This is a genomic window from Chlorobiota bacterium (genome assembly GCA_016700335.1).
Lineage (GTDB): Bacteria > Bacteroidota > Ignavibacteria > OLB7 > OLB7.
Genome location: CP065014.1, coordinates 1,773,926 through 1,790,949, shown reverse-complemented (window position 1 = coordinate 1,790,949; position 17,024 = coordinate 1,773,926). Strand labels below are relative to the sequence as shown.

The following is a 17,024-nucleotide window of genomic DNA, read 5'->3' as shown; positions in this document are numbered from 1 at the left end:
GAATTTAAGTACGATTTGGAATAATTAAAAAGTTTTTTCTTCGTAAATTTTAATTGATAGTTTTATATATTTTATAATTTTAAATTAATATGTCTGTAAAAAAAACTCTTTCAACTAACACTCATTTAAGTTTTAATGAAACTGTTGAAAGGAATTTTATTCGTGCTGCTGAAACTACTAATTATCCCAAAGGGTTACTTGATCAAATTCGAGTGTGTAATTCAGTTTACATGGTTAGATTCCCAGTAAGAATTGGAAATGAAATAAAGGTTTTCACTGGTTGGCGTGCACAACATTCACATCATCGATTACCAACAAAAGGTGGAATAAGATATGCATCTTATGTAAACGAAGATGAAGTTGTTGCTTTAGCATCATTAATGACTTATAAATGTGCTATAGTTGATGTTCCTTTTGGAGGAGCGAAAGGTGGAATTGCAATGGACCCAAAAAATTATACTGTTGATGAGATAGAAAGAATTACACGTAGATACACAATGGAGCTTATTAAAAGGAATTGTATTGGTCCCGCAATAGATGTTCCAGCCCCAGATTATGGAACAGGTCCACGCGAAATGGCTTGGATGGCTGATACTTATCAGGCAGTTTGTCCTGGTCAAATTGATGCTTTAGCATGTGTTACAGGAAAGCCAGTTTCACAAGGTGGGATTAATGGCAGAACTCAAGCAACTGGAAGAGGACTATTTTTTGGAGTAAGAGAGGCTTTAGCAAGTAAAGAAAGTGCAAAATATTTTGGTTTAAATCAAGGATTAGATGGAAAGAAAATTATCGTTCAAGGACTTGGAAATGTAGGTTATTGGTCAGCTAAAAACTTACAAGAAGGTGGTGGAGTAATTGTTGGAATTGCTGAGTATGAAGGTGGAATATATGATAAAAATGGATTAGATATTGATGCAGTTTTTAATCATAGGAAAGATACAGGATCGATATTGAATTTTAAAAATGCAAAGAGTTTTAAAGTTGGATCATTGTTATTAGAACAAGAATGTGATATATTAGTTCCAGCAGCATTGGAGAATCAAATCACAGCTGAAAATGCTCATAAGATTAAAGCTAAAATGATTGCAGAAGGTGCTAACGGACCTGTCTCTGCTGAGGCTGAAGATATATTATTAAAAAGAGGAATATTTATAATTCCAGATGCATATTTAAATGCAGGTGGAGTTACTGTAAGTTATTTTGAATGGTTGAAAAATATATCTCATGTTGGTTTTGGTAGAATTGGCAAAAGACATGATGCTAATTCAAAATCAGCTATTGTAACAGCTGTTGAAAGGCTTACAAAAGGGACTTTAAGTCAGGCTGAAAGATCAGTTTTAAATCATGGTGCAGATGAATTTGATTTAGTTGATTCTGGCTTAGAGGAAACTATGATAAATGCATACAATGATTTATTTGAAACTTATGCATCAAGAAAGAAAGTTAAAGAATTAAGAACTGCTTCTTTTGTATTGGCTATAGACAGAATAGCACAGTCTTACATGGAGTTAGGTATTTTCCCTTAAAATTTATTTATTAATTAAAAAGCATTCAATAATTTCGATTTTGAATGCTTTTTTTTATAAATTTCAAGTTAATTAAAGTGGGATATTTCCATGTTTCTTTTGTGGGTTTGTATCCTTTTTATTCTCTAATATTTTTAAAGCATTAATTAAAATTTGTCGAGTTTTTGCAGGTTCAATTACATCATCTATGTATCCATGTTCAGCAGCTAAATAGGGATTTGCAAATTTATCCCTATATTCAATATCCCTCAATGAAAGAGCAAGTTCTGGGTTTTCTGATGAAGAAATTTCTTTTTTAAATAAAATTTCGGCAGCTCCTTTACTTCCCATTACTGCAATTTCAGCCGTAGGCCAAGCGTAATTAAAATCACCTCTAATATGTTTACTATTCATTACATCATAAGCACCACCATAAGCTTTTCTGGTTATAACTGTAATCTTTGGCACTGTTGCTTCACAAAATGCATAAAGTAATTTAGCACCATGTTTTATAATACCCTTCCATTCCTGATCTGTTCCAGGTAAAAAACCTGGTACATCTTCAAAAACAACTAAAGGGATATTGAAACAATCACAGAATCTTACAAACCTAGCCCCCTTAACTGAAGCATCTATATCTAAAACACCTGCCATTATTGAGGGTTGATTTGCAACAATTCCTATTGATCTTCCAGATATTCTTGCAAATCCAATTACAATATTTTGAGCAAAATCTGGTTGAATCTCAAAAAAACTTTTTTCATCTGAAACACGATTAATTACTTCTTTAATATCATATGGTTTATTAGGATTTTCTGGAACTATTGCGTTTAAAACGTAATCTTCATTTGAACTCTCAAAATCATAATTAATTAATGGTGTTACTTCCTTATTATTTTGTGGAATATAAGATAACATTTTTCTTATTGAAAGTAATGCAGTAACCTCGTCTTCAGCAGTTAAATGAGCTACTCCAGACTTTACTGAATGAGTTTCTGCTCCACCAAGTTCCTCCTGTGTAATCTCTTCATGAGTAACAGTTTTCACAACATTAGGACCAGTTACAAACATAAAACTAGTTTGTTTAGTCATCACAATAAAGTCAGTAATTGCTGGTGAATAAACTGCACCACCAGCACAAGGACCCAATATTGCACTAATCTGAGGAATAACTCCTGATGCTAAAGTATTTCTTAAGAAAATATCAGCATACCCACCTAACGATACCACACCTTCTTGAATTCTAGCACCACCACTATCATTTATCCCAATAACTGGAGCTCCAATCTTCATAGCTAAGTCCATTATTTTACAAATCTTTTTAGCATGTGATTGAGATAATGAACCTCCAAAAACTGTAAAATCCTGTGAGAAAACACAAACTAACCTTCCATTAATTTCACCTGTACCAGTTATAACTCCATCACCATAAGGGCGTTGTTTTTCTAAATCAAAATCATGGCTTCCATGCCTAACAAAAGCATCTATTTCAATAAATGAAGAATCGTCTAATAAAATTTCTAATCTTTCCTTAGCTGTTAATTTTCCTTTTTTATGTTGATCTAAAGTTCTTTTTTCTCCTCCACCTTGTTGAGATTCTTCCCTAATACGATTTAATTTTTCTATTGGTGTTTCAAGTGAAATATTATTATCCATAGTCTATAGTTTATGTTAAAAAATAATTTAAAAAAGATTGATTGTGAGGAGTAAAATACAAATTTTATGAATAATAATACAACATCAAAGTTTATAATTACATTTGAATTCTAATAAAATCCAAAAGCACCAGGGTAAATTCCAGCATTGAATTGGTAAACTAATTCACCAGAATTATTATATCTATAGATTTTACCTAATCCAGAAGCTAATGCATCAATTTGTGCAACATAAATTTCTCCGTTTGGTGAAATATCAATTGCAGTTGTATTTTTTATATTATTAACAAAATTAGAAATCTGTGAATTCTGTGAAAATAAATTTATAGCAAGAACACCATCAATTCCTAATATATAAGCTTTTTGATTTACACTATCAATACAAAAAGGATGTCTTAAACTTAAACTTTGTTTAAAAAACCAAGTTCTTTCTTTATCAAAAGTTAAACCATTATATTCAATGAATTCACTAGATGAATTATCTATTGAAACTGATTGGATATAAAATTTACCATTTGATTTTAGAAATATTAATTGAGTAGGATTTATACTCGTTGGAACATTTTTTATTAGAGATAAATCATTCAAATTATAAATTGAAAAAGTACTAGCATTTACTTCCTTTTGCCTCAAGTTTCCATAACCAGAATTTAATACTATTAGTTTGTTATATACAATTGCCATAGCTTCTGGTGCTGGTGGAGTATTTACTATTTTAGTAATTTCATATTTATTTAAATTAACTTCAACTAATAAATCACCATTATTACATGTAACAAAAACTATAGAATCGTTCTTTTTTAATATTCTATTTGGAAATGAATTTTTGGGAAAAGTTATTAAACCTTTTGTTAAACCATCTGGTAAACTTATTACTTGGAGAACCCCTGATCCAGCTACTGGTACAATACATTTATCATTAACTATACAGATATCATTAGCTAAATCTCCTAATTTTAAAAATGAATTCTTATAAGTGAAATAATTTTGGATAACTACGTTATCATTAGGATTATAATAAGTTAAACTTGCAATTTCTTTTCCTTTTGGTCCTTCATTTACTACTAGAACACCATTATTAAAATCTGTTGTAGGAATTAAATCATTGTTAAATAATGGGTCTTTTACACAACCTATTAAAATTATCGAAAAAATGATTAGGTGAAATATGTAATGTAATGAATGTTTTAATTTAATCATATTATTGAAAAATATCAGTTGTGAAAATAAGAAACATTTATTTAATTAGAAATCAATACTCATATTATAATTGCTAATTTTGTGTAATAACAAAAACATTATATATTAAATTTGATTCTTTTTAAAGATATAATTCCTAAAGGATTAATTGTAAGTTGCCAACTTGACAATAAAGAACCATTTTATACGCCACAACATTGTGCTTTGTTTGCTGTTGCAGCTGAAAAAGGAGGTGCAATAGCTGTTAGAGCTGATGGTGTTTTAAATATACAGGAAATTAGAGCTTCCTCCAAACTTCCTATTATTGGTTGTATTCGTGAAAAACAATTAGATGATCAAATTGTCTCTACTCCAAATGTGTCAGCTATAGATAAATTGATAAGATCTGGTTCAAATGTTATTGCAATTGATGCAACAAAAAGAATTCGACCAGATTTATCAACTGGTTCAAAATTTTTTAAAGATATTAGAGATTTATATCCAAAATTAATTTTGTTAGCTGATATATCTACATTCGAAGAAGGTGTGTTAGCAGCTGAAGCTGGTGCGAACGCAATATCAACAGTACTTTTCGGTAGAACGCCAGAAACAATTGAACTAGCTCATTCAACACAAGAATATTTTAAGTTAATAAATAAATTATCCATAACAGTTAAAGTACCAATTTTAGCAGAAGGGTTTATTTTCACAATTGAAGAAGCAGTGGAAGCTATTAAAAATGGTGCATATTCATGTATAGTAGGTGCTGCAATAACAAGACCAAGGATTATATCACAATTGTTTTCAGATTCAATTTCTAGAGTTATAAATTGATTTTATTATTATTTTAACTGCATAAAACAAGTTAACAATTATATGAGAAAAGATAATATCAAACGAATTGCATCAGGAATTATCATATCAAATCTCTTAGGGGTTCTTATGGTATGGCTTGGAATTGTTCTTGTAAAAAGTGAACAAATAGATAATAATTCAATTTATATTACTTTAGATTTTATTTTAACTCCAATAATCATGGGTTTAATAACTCCTTTTTTTTGGGAAAATAAAAATGAAGAAAATACTTTGAAAATAAAATTTTTTAAAGATATTGATTTGTTATTAATTACATTTTTAATTGCTATTGCCTTATGTTTTCTGATTTTAAAAGAAGGTGCTATTTGTTTGCTAATTGTTTCTCCAATAATATTAGCAATGATGATGTTAGGGCAATACTTTGGGAAAATAATTTTGATAAAAAGAAATAATAAAGTTAATGTTAGTTTTATTCTAATGTTCTTATTGCTATTTATTTATGATGCATTTGCAATTCATAATTTTCAAACATCAGTTTCAGATTCTATTATTATAAATTCACCTGTTGAAAAAGTTTGGAAGAATGTGGCAGCATATGATTCTATTAATGAACCATCAAAGTTTTGGATGTTTGATATTGGCTTACCTATGCCAATTGCAACCACCGTAACTGGATTTGCTCAAGGAGAAAAAAGAAATTGTATTTTCAGTAATGGAGCTGTTTTTAATGAATATATGGATGAATATATTCCAAATCAAAGACTTACTTTTAGGATTACTTCACAACCCAAAGACCCTGAAATTATTGGACATTTAGAAATTCAGAAGGGGCAATTTGTTTTAAAAGATAATGGAAATGGTTCCACAACATTAACAGGTACTAGTTGGTATAAATTAAGAGTATATCCTGCATGGTATTTTAATTATTGGGCTGAAAGTATAACAAGAAATGTTCATTTAAGAGCAATGGAACATATCAAAAATTTATCAGAAAAAAATGTACTTTAATCTAATTGTCAAACATTTTTCTTTTTTAAAAAATATTCCTTTAATTCCTTTGGTGTTTGACCTATTATTGATTTTATATAGTTTTATTTTTCGTAATAATATTTACAATTTAATTTCAAAATTAGAAACTGAGTTGTTAGAATGGAAAAATGTAAAAAGAGTACTACATAAATATGGAGGTTTACAATTCAACATAAATAATAAGGAATTGTGCCATCTACATGGGAATGGACTTGTTGATATGATAGTTAAAAATGATGATTATTTAGGAATACTGAATGATGGAATAGCAACAAAACATCATATTTTTAAAGATTCAAATTGGATTAGTTTATACTTAAAAACAGAATTAGATTATAATTATGCAATAGCTTTACTTAAAAGGAAATTTGAAAATTTATAAACTTAAATTTTTAGATTATTTGAGTAAATATTTTATTCAAAATATTTTTATTTAACATGAATGTAAATGAGATAGCTTCAGTTGAAAATAAAATTGAAAATCAATTTGTTCATCAAACATTAGAAGAGTATTTTCAAAAATTTAGAAATAATATTATTGGAATTGAAGCTAAAATTGAGACTCCATATGGTATCAAGCCACTTATATATACAGATTGGACAGCTAGTGGAAGAATGTATAAAACAATTGAAGATAAAATGATGAATGATGTTTACCCAATGGTTGCAAACACTCATAGTGAAACAACATTTACTGGAATGTTAATGACAACTGCATATCATGAAGCACTTCATATTATAAAAGATCATGTTGGAGGTTCTGATGAAGATGTTATAATTTGTGATGGTTCTGGTATGACTGGAGTTGTAAATAAATTTCAGAGGATTTTAGGTTTTAAAATTCATGAAGCTTATAAGAACAAAATTGTATTTTCTAAAGAAGAAACACCAGTTGTATTTGTTACACATATGGAACATCACTCTAATCAGACTAGTTGGTTAGAAACTATTGCAGATGTGGTTGTTGTTGATCCTGATGAAAATGGATTAGTAAGTTTGGAAAATTTTAAAAATGAAATTGAAAAATTCTCAGATAGGAAATTTAAAATTGCAGCTATTACTGCTTGTTCAAATGTTACAGGAATCAAAACTCCGTATTATCAAATTGCCGAGCTAATACATTTTTACAATGGATTATGTTTTGTTGATTTTGCATGTAGTGCTCCTTATACTAAAGTTAATATGCATCCAGAAAACCAGAATCAAAATCTTGATGCAGTATATTTTTCTCCTCATAAATTTCTTGGAGGTCCGGGCACTTCAGGAGTTTTAGTTTTTAGTAAAAGTTTGTATAAAAATCAGATTCCAGATCACCCTGGGGGTGGTACAGTTGAATGGACAAATCCTTGGGGTGGAAGAGAGTATTTTGATGATATTCAAGCAAGGGAAGATGGAGGAACACCAGCATTCCTTCAAGCTTTTAGGACTGCAATGAGCATCAAATTGAAAGATAAAATGGATGTTAAAAAAATGAAAGAAAGGGAAGATGAGTTATTAGAAATACTATTTAAAGAATTAGATAAAATTCCAAATCTCCATGTTCTTGCAAATGAACATAGAAATAGACAAGGTATTATTTCATTCTATATTGATAATTTACATTTCAATTTAGGAGTAAAAATGTTAAATGACAGATGGGGCATTCAGGCGAGAGGTGGATGCTCATGTGCAGGAACATATGGGCATTATTTATTACATTTTAATCAAGAAGAATCTAATGAGATAATTACCAAATACATTAGTGGTGAATGGCTAAAAAAACCAGGTTGGATAAGAATTTCAATTCATCCTACAACAACTAACGAAGAAATAAATATTATAATTTATGCTATTAAAGAAATTGCTTTAAATCATGAAGAATGGTCTTCAGACTATTTAACAATTAAGAACACTAATTCATTTTATCATAAAAAAGATAAAAACTTGTTTGAAGATTTTTCTAAAAATTTGTTTGTATGAAATATCTATTAAGATTAATACGTAAAAATTAATTATTAAGTCACTATTGAAATTTTTTTGATTTCTAAATTAATCTAAGAAAAGTCCAAATTTATTCAAAGCCTCAAAATACTTTTTCTGCGTTCCATTTATAATATAATCTGGTAAAGGTGGGGGAGGAGGATTTTTATCCCATGAGATACTTTCTAAATAATTTCTAAGAAATTGTTTATCAAAACTTGGTTGTTCTATGCCTAATTTATATTCATCTAAAGGCCAAAATCTGGATGAGTCAGGGGTTAATATCTCATCAATTAAGATAATTTTTCCATTTTCATCAATACCAAATTCAAATTTAGTATCAGCAATAATTATTCCTTTCTCAATTGCGATTTGAAAAGCTCTATTGTATAAATTTAAAGAGTAATATTTTAATTTGTTTGATTCATTTTCTCCAATTAGATTTTTCATTTCTTCAAATGATATATTTTTATCATGACCTTCTTCAGCTTTAGTTGAAGGTGTAAAAATAGGACTCTTCAATTTGCTTGAAAGCAATAATCCATCATCTAATTTGATCCCACAAACACAATTAGTTTTTTTGTATTCATTCCAACCAGATCCAGATAAATAACCTCTTACAATGCACTCAACTGGGAAAGGTTTAGCCTTTTTTACATACATTGACCTTCCTTCAAGTTCATTCTTATATTTAGAACAAGGCTCTGGAAAATGATTAATATTGCTAGATATTAAATGGTTAGGTACTATTGAAGAAAGTTGATTAAACCAGTTAAGTGAGATTTTAGTTAACACTTTTCCTTTGTCTGGAATTGGATCATTCATAACAACATCAAAAGCACTAATTCTATCAGTTGCAATAACAAGTAGATTACCATCTAAATCATAGACATCACGTACTTTACCTCTTCGCCATAAATTTAGATCAGGAAAATTTGAATAATTCATATTAATTAATTAATAAATTTATTTTGATGATTTAAAATTGTTTCATCTACAATTTGTAGAATTAAAAAAAACAATTATATTTGTTTTTTAAATAAAAGCCGTGCGCAAAAATAAGAATGCGACGGTTTTATTTTTTTTGAATTGCAAATTAATTTAAATTTTATTATAATATTATGACTGACGTAGTTTATTTAACAAAAGATCGATTTGAGGAGTTGCAACATGATGTAAATTTAATGAAAACAGAAGGTAGAAAATCTGTTGCAAATAAAATTGCTGAAGCTAGATCATATGGTGATTTATCTGAGAATGCAGAATATACTGCAGCGTTAGAAGAGCAAAGCTTGTTTGAAGACAGACTTTACCGTTTAGAGGGAATAATAAATAGAGCTAGGATAATTGACGCCTCTGAATTACCACTTGATAAAGTGTATATATTATCAACGGTTAAAGTTAAGAATTTAAAATCGAAGAAATTAATAAAATATGTTATGGTTTCACCAGAGGAAGCCAACATAGAAGAAAGAAAACTTTCAGTTTCATCTCCTATTGGTAAAGCATTGCTTGGTTCTAAAGTAGGTGATATAGTTCATGCCAATGTTCCTGCTGGAGAAATTTCACTTGAAGTCCTTGAAATTGGACATTAATCATTACTTTTGTTTTATTATTATTTTCATTTAAACTACTCTTTCATTGTTGGGTCAATCTTTAACAACTCTTTTTAAATTTGAGAATTTGTTATTGTATTGTTAATGCCCGCTTTTTCAAATTTATGATACAAGAGTTAGAAGATAGAAAACTTTTAGATTTATACAATTCTGGTGAGAAACTTTTAGTTTTTAACGAGTTAGTTAGAAGGTACCAAAAAAGAATTTATTATGTTGCTCGAAGAATGGTAAAGCGACATGAAGATGCAGATGATATTGCACAAGAAGTTTTTGTAAAAGCTTACACAGCATTAGATAATTTTAGAGGTGATTCAAATATTTATACTTGGTTATATCGGATTGCAATTAATTTATCAATAAATCATCTTAGAAAACAGAAAGTTAGAAAATTTTTTGATATTGATGAATATGCTGATATTTTAGGTAAAGATGCTGATCAAGACAAAAAATTGATAAAAGAAGAGAATGTATCGTTGATTGAAAAAGCAATTCTTACTTTGCCAGATAAACAAAAATCTGTATTTATTATGAGGTATTATGATGAGTTGCCTTATGAAGAAATATCGAATATATTAGGAACTTCAGTTGGTGGATTAAAAGCAAATTTTCATCATGCAGTTAGTAAAGTTTCTGAATATGTTAATAAAGCCCATGCTGAAAGAAAATTGACTGTCGAAAAAAAATACTATAAGTAACATGAATAATTTAAATAGTAAATTGAATGAAGATGAAACAATAGATTTTGAAGTTAAAAAGCTTAAAAATTTACTTCATGAAATAGGTGAAGATGTTAAAGGTTATAAAGATGAACCAGATGAAACTTATTTCCAAAATTTTTTATTTAATGTTCATTCTAAAATTTCAACACCAAAAAAACTAAGTTTTTTTGATAGATTTTGGAAACCATCAACAATGTTAATTCTACCTTCATTTATAATTATTTCTCTATTTCTGTTTAAAAATAATAATGTTAATTACAACATTAAATTAGGAAATGTAATTACTAAAGTTGAAAATTATATTTACCCATTTGAAAATTTATATACTCAAAGAAATTCAAGTGAAATAGCAGAAACTGAAGGGAATATATCAGGATTTAACAACTCAACAAGTTTAGTGCTAAATAGAAGGCAATTAAAATTGTTAAAAGCAATTTCTTTAGAGGATGAAAATGGGATAATATCTAGTCTTGAAATAAAAGATTAATAATAATGGTTTTATTTTGAAAATAATTTATATCCATAGTATGTGAATATTAAACATGAAGACAAACTAATAAAAATATAAATTACTGAAATTAGAATATTCCCATTCTTTAATAGATTAATATTCTCAATTGAAAAAGTAGAAAAAGTTGTAAATCCTCCACAAAATCCTGTAGCAAGTAAAAGTTTAACTTCATAATTAATTGAGTTTTTATCGAACAAAGAATAAATAATTCCAATAAATAAAGAACCAATTGCATTTACTGAAAATGTTAAATATAAATTCTTATTATTATTTTCAAAATTTAATTGTCCTATTGAATATCTTAATAAACTCCCAATTGCACCACCAATACTTACTAATATGTAATTCATACTAATTATTTACCACAGTAAATTTTCTAATAAAACTACCACTATTACTACTTAATTTACAAAAGTATGTACCATTTAAATATTTTTCAACATTTAATTTAATTAAATTTTTTCCAACTTTACATTCAATCATAGGAATATTATCTACTTTAATACCACTTGAATTATAAACTTCTAATTGAATGTTTTGATTGAATTTTAAATCAAAACTAATTGTAGCTAAATCTAAGGCTGGTATTGGAGATAAAGTGAAGTATAACCCATTGTTTAATGAAGTAATTGTTTCAATTGAAGTTGTCCTATTACCAATTAATACATGTGCCATATATAAATCGATATCTCCATTATTTTTACGACCGTCAGCCCAAACAGGAATTGCATAACCAATAGTAGAAACAGTATTGTTATATTCTCCAATACCAAATGAATTATTTTTTAAACCAATTTTAGAAAAATCAGAACTTAAATTTGATATTGGTATATTAGTACTAAAGGTTTTACCATTATCAAAACTCATAGCACTATAATATGAAGTTTGTTTGTTTAATGAATCTAATCTTTTATCATACCAATTGATTACAATTACACCGTTTGGATTTACAGTCATTGATGGATAAAAATTATGTTTAACAATACCTTTTTTATCATCATTAATTATTATTGGGTTGCTCCAAGAATAACCATTATCTTTAGAACTAGTAAAATAAATATCAGCACCATTTTTTTCTTTTTTAGTAATTCCATATCCAGTCCAACACATGTAAAGATTTCCTCTAGATGAGGTATTAGAATAATCTATACTAAGTTGAGGGCATGGATATTGTCGCTTTGCAGAGACCCCTAAAATAGTATCAGAGGTAAGAAAACCAGTTGCAAATCTAGGCATTCTAAATGAAGTTACTTTTTGTGGTTCATCAAAACTATCACCTCCATTTGAAGAACTACAATGCCATAGTGCTAAGTCATTTGTATCATCAATTGATTTTCCCATAAATGTAACATGAACATTTCCATTTGGAGAAACTTCACATTGAGAAAATTGAACTTGAGTAAAATTTTCTCCTGAGATTGGAATGCTTACATTTTGAAATGAATTTGAATTAGCTAATTTTTTCCTAAAATTTATTACTGCTTGAGGATTACTATTCACATTAATTTCATAAAAAACACAATACAAATTTCCTCTATAAGGAGAATCTGTTTTATCAACAGACATCCATTGTTTATCAAATCCTTTGGTAAGAAATCCTAACTGAATATAACTAGATAACATTGCACCTACTCCAATAACATCATTAGTTGGTCTGACCCAATTTTCTCCACCATCAGTTGATGAAGCCCAAACTAATGAGAAATATCCACTATCAGTTGATTTATTTCCTTTGAGATATAAATTAATCCAAGATAAATAACATTTACCATCTTTATCATATGCAAAAAAGGGATCTCCACCCCCAATTGTTGTAACTCCTAATACTTTGGGAGTAGTTTTGAATGCACTTTTAATCCAAGTTTTGCCAAAATCTTTTGTAAAATAAATAGTACAATACAAATTATTTGTTTCACTTTGATAAATTGCTGAAACAACTATATTATTAGTGTCTTTAGGATTAATTGCAACATGAAGTTCACTCTCAACACCTGAACTAGTTGATACACCTACTTCATCATTATTCTCAACTATCTTTGCTAAATTTGGATAGGAATTATAAATATCTTCGTTCTTACTTTTAGATAACGAAGATTTAATTTCATTATTAAAGTAGATATTCCTTATTTCTTCTAATGATAAATGAGTTTTTTCTTCTATAATATCTTTCATCATTTCTTTGACAAACCAAGGTGTATTTTTCATTATTGAATTAGATTCAACTTGAACTTCTTGAGCAAATGAGTATGATTGAAGTACTGATGATATTATAATTAACTTGAATAATATATTTTTCATATAGAAATAATTGAAAAATCACGAATTAATAATTAAAATTTAATTTTTAGATGACACTTTAATTTTAGTTGCAATAGTTTTAGCTTGCATAAATAATAATAAGTAATCACGTCCACCAGCTTTAGAATCAGTACCAGATAAATTAAATCCCCCAAATGGATGTACTCCGACAAGTGCTCCAGTACATTTTCTATTTAAATATAGATTCCCAACAAAAAACTCATTATATGCTTTTTTGATTTTATCATCATTCTCAGAATAAACCGCACCTGTTAAACCATAATCAGTATTATTAGCAATTTTTAAGGCATCTTCAAAATTTTTAGCTTTAATAATTCCTAATACTGGACCAAAAATTTCTTCTAACGAAATTCTTGAATCTGGTTTGATATTACTGATAACTGTTGGCTGGATGTAATACCCATTACCAGTTGATATACTACCTCCACATAATATTTTACCTTCTTTTTTACCTACTTCTATATAGTCTAGAATTGTTTTGTAAGCTCGTTTGCTTACAACAGGTCCCATTTGGAAATTATCTTTAGGATCTCCAATTTGAATTTTCTTAACTCTAGTTTTAATCATTTCAAGAAATTTATCATATACTTTTGTATCAACAATTGCTCTTGAACAAGCTGAACACTTTTGACCTTGGAAACCAAAAGCAGCCGCAACAACACCATCAGCGGCATCTTCAAGATTTGCTTCACTATCTACAATTATACCATCCTTTCCACCCATTTCAGCAACAACTCTTTTTAACCATTTCTGACCTGGATTAGTAATAGAAGCTCTACTATAAATTCTTTTGCCAATTTCTGCTGAGCCAGTAAAAGAGACAAATCTAATAAGATTATGATCAACAATATAATCACCAATCTCAGCTCCACTTCCTGGAATAAAATTCACCACTCCATTGGGGACTCCAGCTTCTTTTAAAATTTCCATAAACAACCAGCCCATCATTGGAGAATCGCTTGAAGGCTTTACAATAACTGTATTACCAGTTACAATAGCAGCTGAAGTCATACCAACTAAAATAGCAAAAGGGAAGTTCCATGGCGGAATTACAGCCCCAACTCCAAGTGGTAAATATTCTAATTGATTTATTTCTCCTGGAACTTGAATAGGTTGTTCAATTTTCGAATATCTAATCATTTCGCGTCCATAATACTCAAGAAAATCAATAGCTTCAGCAGTATCAGCATCAGCTTCAATAAAATTTTTACCTACTTCACTAATCATCCATGAATTAATTTCATTTCTCCTCCTTTTGACAATATTCGCGCATTCAAACAAAAAGTTTGCGCGAGTATTAGCATCTACTAATTTCCATTTGTCAAAAGCTTTACTTGCAGCTTGAATTGCTGATTCAGCATGACTTTTGTTTGCAGATGAAAAGTTTCCAATCACTTCATCTAAATTCGCTGGATTTAAAGAAACGATTTTTTCATCAGTTAAAATCTTTTTCCCATTAATAATTAATGGATAATTTTTATCGAAATTTTTTCTAACAAATGTAAGAGAGTCTTTTTGAGATTGAGCAATTTTTGAATTACTGAAATTTTGATATGAAGTTGGAAAATATTCCTTTAATTTTTTTGTCATTTATATAGATTTATGTTTATAATTTTTGAATACTTATTTTTTTCTAAAAAAACTTGAATAGAATCTAAGTAAGATCCTATTTTTTTATAATTTATAAAATAATTTAATCTCCTGTCTTAATTGTTACTGTTCTTGAATAAAATCTTCCTTCGGGAAATTTGTTGTCAAATAAATCTGATTCACCTTTACCAATCACGCTAATTACATTTGATGTTAACTTACTCGAAACAGCATTTGCTCTAGCTTGTGAAAGGGTTTGATTTAACTTCTCATCACCTAATTTATCGGTATAACCTTCCACTAATGTTTTAGAATTAACTTCTGTTCTTGAATTAACTATATTGATTGCATTTTGATGTTCAGATTTTAAAACAGAACTATTGTAATCAAACAAAATTAATGAGAAGTAACCAGAACCAAAATGCAAATTTGAATCAATAATTGTTCTAGAAATTGGAATAGAGTATTTCACATTAATAATTTTCCCAGAATTTGTTTCAGCATTTAATTCAAGGATTGGGTTAGTTGCAATTGAATCATTCTTTAAAACTAAATTACTAGATTTATTAATTTGAAAATCATTGCCTGTATTCCATTCTATTTTGCTAGGAATAGAGTCAATACCTTTTCTACTTTGAATTATTTGATTGTTTGAAATTATATTTAAATTCCAATTTTTAATAATATCATTATGATTAACTTCGGGAATTATATTTACCAGTGGAGCATATGTTTTATATAAAGTATCGGAAATTAATATTGATGATAGCAATAAAGGATTATCAGATGAAAGTTCAATTCTTCTATTTTCATCTTTACCCTCAACTATTTCAGAATTACTCAAATTATCTTTTGAATTACTAATTTGAATTGCTATTTGATTCTTAGACACTTTACAAATTTTAAATAAATAATCAACTATGAAATTCAATCTTTGTTGTTGTAAAATATTACTTTCACCATCAGATATTCTAGCTTTAAGCAATAGCTTAGTTGTTTTATTATTATTTAATCTCTTACCAATAATGTTTAATATATTATAATAAGTAGCAAACGCACCTTTTCCTTTTAAATTTTTTAAATCAAAATTATTGTAATCAACTTCATTTAAAATTGTATATCTTTCTGGTAATTTATTAGAATCTTTATCAAAAAATAAATAATTTAACAAAGGATATAGTTCGCTAGTAATAACACGTTTTGCATTTAATTTAATTTCCTTTAAATTATTTCCATTCTCATCGAAGATATCAGTTTTTATTTTTAAATTTAATATAGGTTCAACGGGAACTACAACAATGGGTGGCTTAATTATAGGAATTTCTTTTGATGATTTAAAAGAATTTTCAATTCCAATAATACCTCTAATCTGACTTGATTTTATTTTTGCAATTTCAATTTCATTAGTTAAACCACCTATGTAAGAACATTCTAAAAACATGCTTAAGTTATTTGCAATGGGTGCAAAATATTTTCCTCCAATATTAAATCCATAACTTAATGCTTTAGAGTCAGAAAATTCGCTATTCCCATGATAATGAACTTGTCCACCATTTAAAAACTCCGCATTATTAGGACTAACTATTTCCTCATGAACTAAGTAACTTGAGTTTAAACTTAAAGATATAGTAGGTCCAAACAAAACTCTAAATGGTATATTATTAAATACTTGAAATTCACCATTTAAACGCAAGAGTAATAAACTATGAGTAATTTCTGCTAAATTATTTGTAATAGCTTTAGTAACACTTCCATTTGGTAATCTAATATTTGCAGGGTCAACACAGAGAAATGAAAAAATTCCATTTCTAACTGAATATTCAGGCATAAAAGACAAATGGAATCTAGAAAAAATTTCTTTACTAATCATATTCCCAAAAACAAATCCGTTTCCAATACCATTCTCATATAACCCACATGAAAAAGTAGGTGTTAAGCCACCCCCATGATCAACCATAAAAGATCCAGATAGGATGTTATAACCATAACCACCATAAGCTCCAACACTAATAATCTCTTGTTCTTGGGCATTAGTTGAACAACAAATTAATATAAATGTTATCAACAAATTAATATATATTTTCATAAATGAATAGTCTCTGAATTTTTTATCTTTTTAAAATTTT

General features: G+C 28.2%; 15 protein-coding genes. 8 read left to right on the top strand and 7 right to left on the bottom strand.

The window, feature by feature from the left end; all coding sequences use genetic code 11:
- Positions 1 to 89: 89 nt before the first annotated feature.
- Positions 90 to 1,526 (top strand): Glu/Leu/Phe/Val dehydrogenase, encoded by a 1,437-nt coding sequence (locus IPP08_07345; GenBank protein QQS65598.1) that lies wholly within the window; start codon positions 90 to 92, stop codon positions 1,524 to 1,526.
- 72 nt (positions 1,527 to 1,598) lie between these two features.
- On the opposite strand, the gene IPP08_07340 is transcribed toward IPP08_07345, so the two are convergent.
- The gene (locus IPP08_07340; protein ID QQS65597.1) at positions 1,599 to 3,161 is read right to left on the bottom strand and encodes an acyl-CoA carboxylase subunit beta; all 1,563 of its coding nucleotides are present in this window, start codon (positions 3,159 to 3,161) and stop codon (positions 1,599 to 1,601) included.
- 110 nt (positions 3,162 to 3,271) lie between these two features.
- Complete coding sequence (locus tag IPP08_07335) at positions 3,272 to 4,360, bottom strand: hypothetical protein (GenBank protein QQS65596.1); 1,089 nt, start codon at positions 4,358 to 4,360, stop codon at positions 3,272 to 3,274.
- A gap of 111 nt (positions 4,361 to 4,471) precedes the next feature.
- On the opposite strand from IPP08_07335, the gene IPP08_07330 reads away from it, so the two are divergent.
- The 4 genes from IPP08_07330 to IPP08_07315 all read left to right on the top strand — a co-directional run bounded on the left by IPP08_07330 (position 4,472) and on the right by IPP08_07315 (position 8,143).
- Positions 4,472 to 5,173 (top strand): putative N-acetylmannosamine-6-phosphate 2-epimerase, encoded by a 702-nt coding sequence (locus IPP08_07330; protein ID QQS65595.1) that lies wholly within the window; start codon positions 4,472 to 4,474, stop codon positions 5,171 to 5,173.
- A gap of 42 nt (positions 5,174 to 5,215) precedes the next feature.
- Entirely contained in the window at positions 5,216 to 6,163 is a 948-nt protein-coding gene (locus tag IPP08_07325) for a hypothetical protein (protein ID QQS65594.1), read from the top strand.
- Positions 6,164 to 6,296: 133 nt separating this feature from the next.
- On the top strand, positions 6,297 to 6,566 hold the full coding sequence (locus tag IPP08_07320; GenBank protein QQS65593.1) for a DUF5519 family protein: 270 nt from the start codon (positions 6,297 to 6,299) through the stop codon (positions 6,564 to 6,566).
- 56 nt (positions 6,567 to 6,622) lie between these two features.
- Positions 6,623 to 8,143, top strand: coding sequence for an aminotransferase class V-fold PLP-dependent enzyme (locus tag IPP08_07315; protein ID QQS65592.1), 1,521 nt, complete (start codon positions 6,623 to 6,625; stop codon positions 8,141 to 8,143).
- Between the two features lie 69 nt (positions 8,144 to 8,212).
- On the opposite strand, the gene IPP08_07310 is transcribed toward IPP08_07315, so the two are convergent.
- Positions 8,213 to 9,091, bottom strand: a complete 879-nt coding sequence (locus tag IPP08_07310) for a phosphoribosylaminoimidazolesuccinocarboxamide synthase (GenBank protein QQS65591.1) — start codon at positions 9,089 to 9,091, stop codon at positions 8,213 to 8,215.
- A 173-nt stretch (positions 9,092 to 9,264) separates the two neighbouring features.
- Here IPP08_07310 and greA point away from each other — a divergent pair, with 173 nt between their 5' ends.
- The 3 genes from greA (at position 9,265) to IPP08_07295 (ending at position 10,965) form a co-directional block, all read left to right on the top strand.
- Positions 9,265 to 9,738 carry a transcription elongation factor GreA gene (greA, locus tag IPP08_07305; protein QQS65590.1) on the top strand — a complete coding sequence of 158 codons (474 nt, stop codon included), beginning with the start codon at positions 9,265 to 9,267 and terminating at the stop codon, positions 9,736 to 9,738.
- Positions 9,739 to 9,863: 125 nt separating this feature from the next.
- A complete protein-coding gene (locus tag IPP08_07300) occupies positions 9,864 to 10,454 on the top strand; it encodes a sigma-70 family RNA polymerase sigma factor (protein ID QQS65589.1) in 591 nt (196 codons plus the stop codon).
- A gap of 1 nt (position 10,455) precedes the next feature.
- Entirely contained in the window at positions 10,456 to 10,965 is a 510-nt protein-coding gene (locus IPP08_07295; GenBank protein ID QQS65588.1) for a hypothetical protein, read from the top strand.
- 11 nt (positions 10,966 to 10,976) lie between these two features.
- On the opposite strand, the gene crcB is transcribed toward IPP08_07295, so the two are convergent.
- The 4 genes from crcB to IPP08_07275 form a co-directional block, all read right to left on the bottom strand.
- The gene (gene crcB, locus IPP08_07290) at positions 10,977 to 11,339 is read right to left on the bottom strand and encodes a fluoride efflux transporter CrcB (protein ID QQS65587.1); all 363 of its coding nucleotides are present in this window, start codon (positions 11,337 to 11,339) and stop codon (positions 10,977 to 10,979) included.
- A 1-nt stretch (position 11,340) separates the two neighbouring features.
- Positions 11,341 to 13,287 carry a T9SS type A sorting domain-containing protein gene (locus tag IPP08_07285; protein QQS65586.1) on the bottom strand — a complete coding sequence of 649 codons (1,947 nt, stop codon included), beginning with the start codon at positions 13,285 to 13,287 and terminating at the stop codon, positions 11,341 to 11,343.
- A gap of 39 nt (positions 13,288 to 13,326) precedes the next feature.
- A complete protein-coding gene (pruA, locus tag IPP08_07280) occupies positions 13,327 to 14,898 on the bottom strand; it encodes an L-glutamate gamma-semialdehyde dehydrogenase (GenBank protein ID QQS65585.1) in 1,572 nt (523 codons plus the stop codon).
- 103 nt (positions 14,899 to 15,001) lie between these two features.
- Positions 15,002 to 16,984, bottom strand: a complete 1,983-nt coding sequence (locus IPP08_07275) for an OmpA family protein (GenBank protein ID QQS65584.1) — start codon at positions 16,982 to 16,984, stop codon at positions 15,002 to 15,004.
- Positions 16,985 to 17,024 lie beyond the last annotated feature (40 nt).

Bases quoted from the DNA above. Each gene is read 5' to 3' on its own strand.
- IPP08_07345 (QQS65598.1), top strand. From the start codon at position 90: ATGTCTGTAAAAAAAACTCTTTCAACTAACACTCATTTAAGTTTTAAT.
- IPP08_07340 (QQS65597.1), bottom strand. From the start codon at position 3,161: ATGGATAATAATATTTCACTTGAAACACCAATAGAAAAATTAAATCGT.
- IPP08_07335 (QQS65596.1), bottom strand. From the start codon at position 4,360: ATGATTAAATTAAAACATTCATTACATTACATATTTCACCTAATCATT.
- IPP08_07325 (QQS65594.1), top strand. From the start codon at position 5,216: ATGAGAAAAGATAATATCAAACGAATTGCATCAGGAATTATCATATCA.
- IPP08_07315 (QQS65592.1), top strand. From the start codon at position 6,623: ATGAATGTAAATGAGATAGCTTCAGTTGAAAATAAAATTGAAAATCAA.
- IPP08_07310 (QQS65591.1), bottom strand. From the start codon at position 9,091: ATGAATTATTCAAATTTTCCTGATCTAAATTTATGGCGAAGAGGTAAA.
- greA (QQS65590.1), top strand. From the start codon at position 9,265: ATGACTGACGTAGTTTATTTAACAAAAGATCGATTTGAGGAGTTGCAA.
- IPP08_07300 (QQS65589.1), top strand. From the start codon at position 9,864: ATGATACAAGAGTTAGAAGATAGAAAACTTTTAGATTTATACAATTCT.
- IPP08_07295 (QQS65588.1), top strand. From the start codon at position 10,456: ATGAATAATTTAAATAGTAAATTGAATGAAGATGAAACAATAGATTTT.
- crcB (QQS65587.1), bottom strand. From the start codon at position 11,339: ATGAATTACATATTAGTAAGTATTGGTGGTGCAATTGGGAGTTTATTA.
- IPP08_07285 (QQS65586.1), bottom strand. From the start codon at position 13,287: ATGAAAAATATATTATTCAAGTTAATTATAATATCATCAGTACTTCAA.
- pruA (QQS65585.1), bottom strand. From the start codon at position 14,898: ATGACAAAAAAATTAAAGGAATATTTTCCAACTTCATATCAAAATTTC.
- IPP08_07275 (QQS65584.1), bottom strand. From the start codon at position 16,984: ATGAAAATATATATTAATTTGTTGATAACATTTATATTAATTTGTTGT.